At 61.9% G+C, this 9,965-nt stretch carries 10 protein-coding genes; 8 read left to right on the plus strand and 2 right to left on the minus strand.

The genetic code is table 11. The annotated features are described in order from the left end of the window. The first annotated feature begins 160 nt into the window (after window positions 1-160). Genes ABW043_RS03645 through ABW043_RS03655 form a run of 3 tightly spaced genes read left to right on the plus strand, consistent with a single transcriptional unit; the run spans window position 161 to window position 2,515 of the window. Window positions 161-592: a hypothetical protein gene (locus tag ABW043_RS03645; protein WP_353919875.1), complete on the plus strand. Its 432-nt coding sequence runs from the start codon at window positions 161-163 to the stop codon at window positions 590-592. A gap of 7 nt (window positions 593-599) precedes the next feature. Then, window positions 600-1,268: an ABC transporter ATP-binding protein gene (locus ABW043_RS03650; protein WP_353919876.1), complete on the plus strand. Its 669-nt coding sequence runs from the start codon at window positions 600-602 to the stop codon at window positions 1,266-1,268. Further along, complete coding sequence (locus tag ABW043_RS03655; protein WP_353919877.1) at window positions 1,265-2,515, plus strand: FtsX-like permease family protein; 1,251 nt, start codon at window positions 1,265-1,267, stop codon at window positions 2,513-2,515. The genes ABW043_RS03650 and ABW043_RS03655 overlap by 4 nt, the downstream gene beginning before the upstream one ends. A gap of 6 nt (window positions 2,516-2,521) precedes the next feature. Here ABW043_RS03655 and ABW043_RS03660 read toward each other — a convergent pair whose 3' ends face one another. Both ABW043_RS03660 and ABW043_RS03665 read right to left on the minus strand, forming a co-directional pair. Then, window positions 2,522-3,013, minus strand: a complete 492-nt coding sequence (locus tag ABW043_RS03660; RefSeq protein ID WP_353919878.1) for a copper chaperone PCu(A)C — start codon at window positions 3,011-3,013, stop codon at window positions 2,522-2,524. Window positions 3,014-3,079: 66 nt separating this feature from the next. Beyond that, window positions 3,080-5,599: a sensor domain-containing protein gene (locus ABW043_RS03665; RefSeq protein ID WP_353919879.1), complete on the minus strand. Its 2,520-nt coding sequence runs from the start codon at window positions 5,597-5,599 to the stop codon at window positions 3,080-3,082. A 231-nt stretch (window positions 5,600-5,830) separates the two neighbouring features. Between ABW043_RS03665 and ABW043_RS03670 the strand changes: the two genes are divergently transcribed. From ABW043_RS03670 to ABW043_RS03690, 5 genes are all read left to right on the plus strand, one after another. Then, window positions 5,831-6,805, plus strand: a complete 975-nt coding sequence (locus ABW043_RS03670) for an ABC transporter substrate-binding protein (RefSeq protein ID WP_353919880.1) — start codon at window positions 5,831-5,833, stop codon at window positions 6,803-6,805. Window positions 6,806-6,811: 6 nt separating this feature from the next. Then, window positions 6,812-7,144 carry a hypothetical protein gene (locus ABW043_RS03675; protein WP_353919881.1) on the plus strand — a complete coding sequence of 111 codons (333 nt, stop codon included), beginning with the start codon at window positions 6,812-6,814 and terminating at the stop codon, window positions 7,142-7,144. Further along, complete coding sequence (locus tag ABW043_RS03680; protein ID WP_353919882.1) at window positions 7,141-8,031, plus strand: carbohydrate ABC transporter permease; 891 nt, start codon at window positions 7,141-7,143, stop codon at window positions 8,029-8,031. Before ABW043_RS03675 ends, ABW043_RS03680 begins: the two co-directional genes overlap by 4 nt. Beyond that, on the plus strand, window positions 8,028-8,855 hold the full coding sequence (locus ABW043_RS03685; protein ID WP_353919883.1) for a carbohydrate ABC transporter permease: 828 nt from the start codon (window positions 8,028-8,030) through the stop codon (window positions 8,853-8,855). Before ABW043_RS03680 ends, ABW043_RS03685 begins: the two co-directional genes overlap by 4 nt. A 40-nt stretch (window positions 8,856-8,895) precedes the next feature. Further along, on the plus strand, window positions 8,896-9,965 hold a 1,070-nt coding region (locus ABW043_RS03690; protein ID WP_353919884.1), incomplete at its 3' end, for an ABC transporter ATP-binding protein.

Consider the following 9,965-nt stretch of genomic DNA (forward strand, 5'->3'; position numbering starts at 1 on the left):
GTGATGGCCAAGGCCGCCGGCCTCAACGCCGCCAAGTAACTTTCCGCCCGATACGTGGCCGCCGGTTTTCCGGCGGCCATTTGCTTTCACGAGGCCGTGACTGTCACACGATGCGACGGCGCGGTGATTAAGATTAAGCAGACAGATTTGGGAGATGAACATGCAACGACGCCACTTCGTCGCTGGCCTTGCCGCAGCAGGCACGCTCCTCGCCACCAAGCCCGCCTTTGCCGACCTCCCGTCCCTGCGTTTCCGCGACATGTATTCGCGCGGCAAGGACCTTTCGGATCAGGCTATCGCGCTTCAAGGCCAGCGCATCGTCATGACAGGCTATATGGCCCCGCCGCTGAAGCCCGAGATCAATTTCTTCGTCCTGACCAAAACGCCAATGGCCACCTGCCCCTTTTGCGACGACGCGACAGACTGGCCCAACGACATCGTCCTCTCCTACTTCGCGGGCGACATGAAGTTTACCCGCTTCTCCAATCTCATCCGCGTCGAGGGCACGTTCGACACCGGCATCGAGACCGATGGGCCGACCGGCTTTGTCAGCAAGGTGCGCCTGCTCGATACCCGCTACACCATTCTCTGAGTTTTCCATGCCGGGACTGCCCTTAACCGTTTCCGGCCTGCGCCTCGCCTTTGACTGTGCCGATGTCATCGATCTGGCCAGCCTTGCCGTCGCGCCCGGCACGATGACCGTGCTCTCGGGCGCCTCCGGCTCCGGCAAATCCACCCTGCTCTATCTGCTCTCGGGCCTCCTGCGCCCCGATGCAGGCACCATCACCTGGGCCGAGACCGATATTGCCCGGCTTGGCGAAGGCCAGCGCGACCGCTGGCGCCGCAAGCAAGCCGGCTTCATCTTCCAGAATTTCCATCTTATCGAAGAAATGAGCCCACTCGACAATGTGCTGGTGCCGATCTGGCTCGACAGTTTTTCGGCCGCCTCGAAGAGGCAACGTGCGCTCGACCTGCTGCGCCAACTCGATGTGCCGGTCGAGCGCGAAAGCGTCGCAAAACTATCGCGCGGCCAGCAGCAGCGCGTGGCCATTGCCCGCGCCCTGATCGGCGATCCCAGCGTGATTTTTGCCGATGAGCCGACGGCCAGCCTCGACGCGGCCACGGGCGAAACCGTCGCCGCCGTGCTGCAACGCCTCGCCCGCGAAGATGGGCGCACCGTTGTCGTCGCGACCCATGACCCGGCGCTCAAAACCCTCGCCGACCAAACAGTGCAGCTCGACCATGGCAAAAGGGAACCGGCGCCATGAACCCCTTCCCGATTGCCTGGGCTTCCCTGCGCCGCAACACGTTCACAGCCATACTGTTCCTGCTGATTGTGGCGCTGGCCGTGGCACTCGGCATTGCCATTTCAGCCCAGGAGCGCGCCCTGCGCGTCGGCAGTGCCCGCGCCGCCGACAAGTTCGATCTCATCGTCGCCGCGCCCGGCAGCCACAATGACGTGCTGTTCTCGACCGTCTATCTCGACCCCAGCGCCGTGGAGCTTCTTGATCCCGCAATCACGCGGTTGCTTTTCGAAGAGACGGAAGCCGATTTCGTCGCCCCGATCGGCTTTGGCGATGCCATCGGCAATGATCCCGTCGTCGGCACGATCGCGCCTTTTGTCGACCACCTCTCGGGAGGCCTTGCCGAAGGCCGGCTCTTCGAAGGCATCAACGAGGCTGTCATCGGCGCCTTATCGCCCCATGACGTCGGCGAAGAACTCGAAGTCTCGCACGGTCACGGCGGCGCCACTGGCACGGATGCGGACGCAGCCGCTGACGCAATCGAGGCAGGCGAAGCCGTTCCCGGCGGCGATGGCGATCATCCGCACATCACCATTGTCGGCCGCATGCAGCCCACCGGCACACCCTGGGATCGGGCAATCGTCGTACCCATCGAATATAACTGGGCAGCGCATGGCCTCGGCACCGGCCACCTGCCCGATGACATCCATATCGGCGCACCCTTCGATCCCGACTCCTTGCCCGGCCTGCCGGCGGTGGTGGTAAAGCCGAAGGATGTGGCCGCCGCCTATGGCCTCCGCGCCGCCTATCGCACGCCGCAATCGACCGCCTTCTTCCCCGCCGAAGTGCTGGTGGGACTCTATGCCCTCCTGGGCGACGCCACGGCCATCATGAGTGCCCTGACGCTCGCGGCCCAGGCGCTGGTGGTCGCGGCCATCCTTGCCGGCGTCGTCGCCATTCTCGATCTGCAACGCCAGCGCTTTGCTGTGTTGCGCGCCCTCGGCGCCTCGCCGCTCTTCATTTTCGCGACCGTCTGGATCTATGTCGCCGGTATCGTCGTCACCGGCGCGCTGGCGGGTCTCGTCCTTGGCTGGGGCGCCGCGGCTGTCGTCTCCGACCTTCTGGCGCAGTCGACCGGCGTCGCCATGCGCGCCGAAATCGGCGCGCGAGAGTTGTCGCTGGTTGGCACACTCGTAGGTCTCGGCCTTATCCTCGCCGTGGTACCAGCGCTAATCATCTATCGGCGCCCGGTCGTTGAAGCCTTGCGCTGAACGGCCTTAGTGACTGTGGCCGGCATGGCTATGAGCGGTAGCATCAGCCGCTTCCACCTCGACGCTGATTTCAAGCTCGCCATCGCCGAAAAGCAGGTGCAGATGAAAGTTATCGCCCTGCTTGAGTTCGGCAGTGAGATCATTGAGCCGCAAACCCAGGCCATTTAGATCGAACTGAAATTCGCCGCTTGGAACCTCAAAAGGGCCTATCGGCTGGTACGCCATAGCGCCGTCCGCACCCAGAACCGCGCCCACGACTTCAGCGCTTACGGCATTCTCTGCCTCAGCCCCGTTCAGTGTAATAGGCTCGCCCGCATTCTCGATCTCGAAGAGAACAACAGCAGCCTCGCCCTGCCCGGCCGCGCGGGTCCAAGCATGGATTACCGTGATGGCACCAAGACTGGACTCGTGTTCATCATGCGCACCGTCTTTCGCGGACAAGGGCGTCGAGGCCAGCAGCAGGAGCGGCAACAGGAATGGTCGGAGGAAGCTGGTCATGGGCGGCTCTCTCAAGATAGGACGAGGCCCGACCTAGCGCTTGCAAACGACAGAGCCGTGACGAACTCAGACCTGACGCGCCAGCAATTTCTGCGCCTCGCCGGCCGGCATGGGGCGACCCAAATAATAGCCCTGAACCTCGGTACACCCCTCGGCCCGCAGGCGCTCTAGCTGCTCGAGCGTTTCGACGCCCTCCGCCGTAGTCGAGATGCCAAGGCTGACGCCCATGCCAACGACGGCGCTGACAATGGCCGCATCGCCGGAATTATCGACGATCTCGCGCACGAAAGACTGGTCGATCTTGATCTTGTCGAACGGGAACGAGCGCAGATAGGAGAGCGATGAATATCCAGTGCCAAAGTCGTCCATAGAGATGCGGACGCCCAGAGCACGCAACTGGTGCAGCACTGCGACATTGGCTTCGCTGTCATGCAACAGGACCGACTCGGTAATCTCAAGTTCCAGGCGCCCCGGCGATATGCCCGACATGGTCAGGGCAGACGCCACCAGATTGGCCAGTTTCTGGCCCTTGAACTGCACGGCCGAAATATTGACGGCGACACGCATGTCATCAGGCCATTCGGCCGCGTCGCGGCAGGCCTGGCGCAGCACCCATTCGCCGATGGGAACAATGAGCCCGATATCTTCGGCAAGGGGAATGAATTCGATCGGCGGCACCATACCACGCTCGGGATGGTGCCAACGCAACAAGGCTTCAAAGCCAGTGATCTTGCCGGTCTCAACGGAAACGAAGGGCTGGTAGTGGAGAGCGAATTCGCCCACGACCAAAGCCCGGCGCAATTCGACCTCCAGAGCCCGTCGGGCTTTTACCCGCGCATCCATTTCCGGCTGGAAGTAGCGGAAGGTTCCACGGCCCTCGTCCTTGGCGCGGTAGAGAGCCATATCGGCATTCTTGAGTAGCGCATCGGCGCTGTCCCCGTCGGTGGGCGCCATGGCGATCCCGATCGAGGCGCCAATAACGACCATCTGGCCATCCACATCATAGGGCTGGGACAGCACCGAGATCAGTCGGTCCGACAGCATCCCGGCCTCGCCCGGCTCGGCAAGATCGCGCTGGATGACGGCAAATTCGTCGCCACCAAGGCGAGCAACAAGATCGTTGTCGCGGAGCGTTCCGCGCAGGCGTTCGCTGACCTGTTGGAGCAGTTTGTCGCCGACCGGATGGCCGAGGGTATCGTTGACGTCCTTAAAATAGTCGAGGTCGATGCAAAGGATCGCCGCCGGCTGCTCATGGCGCTCGACGTGACGCAGGGTACGACGTAGTTCATCAAGGAAGAGAACGCGGTTTGGCAGCGCAGTCAGGGCGTCGTGATGCGCCATGAAACTGATGCGCGCTTCAGTCTTGCGCTGTTCGGTGACGTCAACGACCACGGCGAGGCGCGCCGGCTGTCCCTGATAGTCGACCTGGCGGGAGTAAACCCGAACCTCGATGATCGACCCATCTGCCTTGAGGTGTTTCCAGATATCGCCGGTATCGCTGGGGATAGCCGGCTGTGCCAGGATCTGGCGCACGCGCTCTCTTTCCTCGTCCGGGCGGATATCGAGCAAGGTCATGGAAAGGAACTGCTCGCGACTATAGCCGTAGTGCTCGACAGCGACAGCATTGACGTCGCGCATCTGCATGGTTTCGGGATTGTAGACGAACATCGGCAGCGGGCTGTCCTGGAACAACAGCCGGAACGATTCTTCGCGATTGCGGATCTCGGTGACGTCGATGAGGCTGGCCGATACGAGGTCTTCCATCGCGGAAGCACGCATCGAGAAATAGCGTACGCCGCCAAGCGACGAGGGATAGGAGAACTCGAATTCCACCGCGGACTTGGTACGCCACGCCTCGACCAGTTGATCGACGGCGCCGGTGCCACTCAGATGCGGGAAAAGATCAGTGAGACGCTGCCAGCGCAACGCGTCAACCGACTGCCGCACGAGATCGGCAGCACCCTGATTGAGCGCCACGAGACGAAAATCATCGACGACACCCTCGGTGCCGCGCACCGGTGCCAGCGCCATAAGGCCGCCCGTGGTCGAGGCAAAGATCGCATCGACAAGGCTATATTTTTCTAGCCGCGGACGCGCATAGGCCAGCAGCAACGGCCCGCCCCAGCGGCTCGAAAGCGGGAAGATGACGAGATCATAGGCGCGGACATAGCCGCTGCGCTCGGGATAGGCGACGAGGTGGACAGGCTGCTTCTGGCGCAGCGATTCCTGCAGGCCATCGAGAAGCACATGGGCGCAATCGGGCTTTAGCGCTTCGATATCGCGTCCGGCAGCTTCCTCGCCGATCCATTCCTCAAAGGCGGGCCCGGCATGGGCAAAGACGAAAGTGCCGTCAGAAAGAGCACGGACAAGGGCCGTGTGGTTTCCGGCGCGCCCGGTGCGGCCCAGAACGACCTCGTCATAGAGCGGCAGATGGGTCGGCCGCTCGGCGGTCCGCCAGTTCCGATAGAGAACGTGGAGATCGAGCCCGGCATTTTCGCCGTGGAGGAATTCTTCAAGACCCTTGCGTCCAGCGGCGGCGCCCGTGGGTTGAGGATTGGGCTGCACAATCGAGGCGGATAGCGACATCAGAATCTCCTGCCACCAAGATAAGCTGCTGGAACGGCGAGAAATCTCTACATCACCAACAGTTCTCAGCTCGTTGCCGACTTCGTCATAAAGGCGTCATACGAGAGCACGTCGAGAGACTTCCTTGGCGAGGTCGTCGGAGAACTGTCATCCAATGGTTAAGCGGAGCGTCTAGAGGCCTCGGCATCCAAGTCGCGCATCCCTGGCGCGACACCAACGGAGACGACAAAGATGCGCATGCTGCTCGCTGCCGGCCTGATGCTGGCTTCTGCCCTCACCCCCGCTTTGGCCCAGGAAGGCACGCTGGTGCTCTATACCAGCCAGCCGCAGACCGATGCGCAGCAGACGGCAGATGCTTTCATGGCGAAATATCCCGGCATCAAGGTCGATTGGGTGCGCGATGGCACGCCGCAGATCATGGCAAAGTTCCGCTCGGAACTGGAAGCCGGCGCGCCGCAGCCCGACGTGCTGCTGATTGCCGACGTCGTCACCATGGAAGGGCTCAAGGCCGAAGGCCTGCTGCTGGATTACGCCGATGCTGACCTCACCGGCTATGCCGAAGGCCTCCATGACGAAGACGGCGCCTATTTCTCCACCAAGCTGATCACCACCGGCATCGTCTACAATACCGCTGCCACGATGATCCCGACCAGCTGGGCCGATCTGACCAAGCCCGAAGTCCAGGGACAGCTCGCCATGCCGAGCCCGCTGACCTCGGGCGCCGCCATGATCCACACCGTCACCCTCACCGACAACCTGCCCGAAGGCTGGGACTTTTATAGCGCACTGGCCGCCAATGGCGCCCAGGCCGCGGGCGGCAATGGCGGCATCCTCACCGCCGTCTCCGGTGGCGAAAAGCTCTATGGCATGATCGTCGACTACATGCCGATCCGCGAAGCCGCCAAGGGCGCACCGGTCAAGTTTGTGTTCCCCACCGAAGGCGTTTCGGCCGTTACCGAGCCGGTAGCGATCCTCAACTCGGCCAAAAGCCCGGACAATGCCAAGCTCTTCATCGATTTCCTCCTGTCCGAAGAAGGTCAGCAGCTGGCCGCGAGCCAGGGCTATATCCCGGCACGCGATGGCGTCGCCCTGCCCGAAGGCTATCCCGACCGCTCGGAAATCAAGGTCCTCTCCTATGACGCCGCTGCGGCCCTCGCCAATGACCAGGCCAACAAGGACCATTTTGCCGAAATTTTCGGCCAGTAATCGCGCGTGACGTTAGCGCAAAGCCATAATGTGCCGCGCCCGGCAACGGGCGCGCGCCTGGGCGAACTGGCAGGGCGGGTCACTCCCGCCCTGCTGGCCATTCTGGCCGTCGCGGTTCTGGCGGCCTTGCCGCTGGGGCGGCTGGTGATCACGGCGCTGATAGGGCCGACCGGCATTGATTTCGGGCCCGTCGCGGCCCGGCTGATGCGCAGCGCCACGCAAAAAGCCATTTTCAACACGCTCGATACCGCGCTTTTCGGCGCGCTGCTGGCGCTGTCCATCGGAGCGCCCTTTGCCTTTCTCGTCGCGCTGACGGACGCATTGCGAGGTTCCCCATGACAGCATCAGCTGTTCCTGCGCTGAAAATGCAGCGTAGGTCCCTTTACCCCGGCTGGTTCTATGCACCGGCTGCGGTAGTCTATTCCGTGCTGTTCCTGGCGCCGACCTTTGCGTCGCTCTATTTCAGCCTGACGCGCTGGACGCTGTTCGATGCCACCTTTATCGGCCTCGACAATTTCGCCCAGTTCTTCCGCGAGCCATTCCTGATTCAGGGTCTCGTGAACACCGTCATCTATGCCGTGGTCACGTCGAGCCTGAAGGTCGTGGTTGGCATGATGCTGGCAGTGATGTTGACGAGCCAGATCATGGCGCGTGGGTATCTGCGGTCGGTGATTTTCTTCCCCGTGCTGGTGTCCACCATCGGCGTCGGTATGACCTTTACGGTCCTGATGCATCCGACCCTGGGCATGATCAACCAGACACTGGCGATGATCGGCATTCAGGGGCCGGGTTGGCTCGTCGATCCCAAGCTGGCGCTGTTCTCCGTCGCTCTCGTCGACGTCTGGAAGGGCGTGGGCCTTGCGACCGTCATCTACATTGCCGGGCTCGTTGCCATCCCCAAGGACTACTATGAAGCCGCGCGCATCGACGGCGCGACCAAGCTGCAGAACTTCTTCTATGTGACGCTGCCACTCAGCCGTCCGGCGACCGCGACGGTCATTACGCTCTCCTTCATCGGTGGCCTGCGCACGTTCGACCTGATCTGGGCAATGACCAAGGGCGGTCCGGGCTTTGCGTCCGATACGGTCGCGTCGGTGATCTACAAGCAGTATCAGGCCGGTTTCTATGGCCTCTCGACCGCTGGCAATGTGGTGCTCTTCATCCTCATCGCCGTGCTCGTCGTGCCGCTGACCATGTTCCTCAATCGCAAGCAGGGTCACGAATGAGATCGCGTGCTTCCATTTTCGGTGGCGTAGCCGCCATCGCCGCAACCTTCGTGGTCTTCGTGATCCCGTTCCTGTTCATCATCCTGATGGCCTTCAAGGACAAGCAGCAGTCGGCTCTGCGCGACTTCTCCTGGCCCAACGGTTTCCACCTTTTTGAAAACCTCTATGAGGTGATCAAGACCCGCAACTGGATGATGATCACCGCGTTCATCAACTCCTCGCTGATCACCGTGATCAGCGTAACGCTGCTGATCGTCCTTGCTGCCATGGTCGGTTTCGTGCTGGCCCGTCGCAAGACGCGCTGGAATGGCCTCATTGAATTCCTGATCCTCGCCGGCCTGATGATCCCGCCTGCAGTGGTACCGACCATCTGGCTACTGCAGGGCCTGAAGCTGTTCGGCACGCTGCATGGCATGATCCTGATCCAGGTGGCGTATAACCTGCCGTTCTCGATCATTCTCTACCGCGCCTTCATCGCGACCATTCCGCGCGAGCTGGACGAAGCAGCGGTGATCGACGGGGCCCGTCCGCTCGACGTGTTCTTCCGGATCATCCTGCCGCTGCTGTGGCCGGTGACGGTGACCAATATCGTGGTGCAGTCGGTTGGTATCTTCAACGATTTCACCAACCCGCTCTACTACCTGCCGGGCAACCAGAACGCGACCGTGCAGCTGACGCTCTACAATTTCCAGAGCCAGTTCAGCACGGCCTACAACCTGCTCTTCACCAATATCCTGCTCATCACCATCCCGCCGCTCATCGTCTTCATGTTCTTCAACCGGCAGATCGTCGCCGGCATGACGGCCGGCGCGGTCAAGGGGTAGGGCGATGGCAACCAAAATTCTCAGCGAGGAGATCTGACCCATGGCTGGCTTGGAACTCAAGAATATCCAGAAGACCTACGGCAAGGTCGAAGTCATCAAGGGTGTGGACCTGACCATCGAAGATGGCGAGTTCGTCGTCTTCGTCGGCCCCTCGGGCTGCGGCAAGTCCACCTTGCTGCGCATGATCGCGGGTCTTGAAGACATCACCGGCGGCGAACTCTATATCGGCGACAAGCTCTGCAATGCCGTAGAGCCGCGTGACCGCTCCATCGCCATGGTGTTCCAGTCCTATGCGCTCTATCCGCATATGACGGTCTACGACAATGTCGGCTTTGGCCTGAAGCTCGCCAAGACGCCGAAGGATGTCCGGGACCAGAAGATCCGGGAAGCCGCCCGCATCTTGAAGATGGAACACCTGCTCGACCGCAAGCCGGGCCAGCTCTCCGGCGGACAGCGCCAGCGCGTGGCCATCGGCCGCGCCATCGTGCGCAAGCCGGAGGTCTTCCTTTTCGACGAGCCGCTGTCGAACCTCGACGCCGCGCTGCGTGTCGATACGCGCATGGAAATCGCGAAACTCCATGCCGATCTTGGCGCGACGATGATCTATGTGACCCACGACCAGGTCGAAGCCATGACTCTGGCCGACAAGATCGTGGTGCTCGACGCCGGTGTCGTCCAGCAGGTCGGTAGCCCGATCGAGCTCTACCAGCGCCCGACCAATCTCTTCGTTGCCGGCTTCATCGGCTCGCCGAAAATGAACTTTGTCGAGGTCACTGTCGAAGCCGTGGATGGCGACTCCATCACGGTCACGAGCAAAGACGTTGCCAGTCTTCGGGTTCCGGCCGCCTCCGCGGGCGCCAAGGTTGGCGAAACGCTGACCCTGGGCATTCGTCCGCACGACCTCGAGCCGGCCAGCAACGGCGCCATTGTCGGCCGCGTAAGCCTTGTCGAACGCCTTGGCAATGAAACCATCGTCAATATCGAACTGGCATCAGGCGCAGCCTGGCTCGCCGTCCTCGAAGGCGATCAGCCGCTCCGCGTCGGCGAAAGCCTGGCGCTTGCTGCAGAGGCCATCAAGGCCATTCTGTTCGACAAGGAAGGCAAGTCGCT

Origin of the sequence: Devosia sp. (assembly GCF_040509215.1) — a bacterium.
GTDB lineage: Bacteria > Pseudomonadota > Alphaproteobacteria > Rhizobiales > Devosiaceae > Devosia.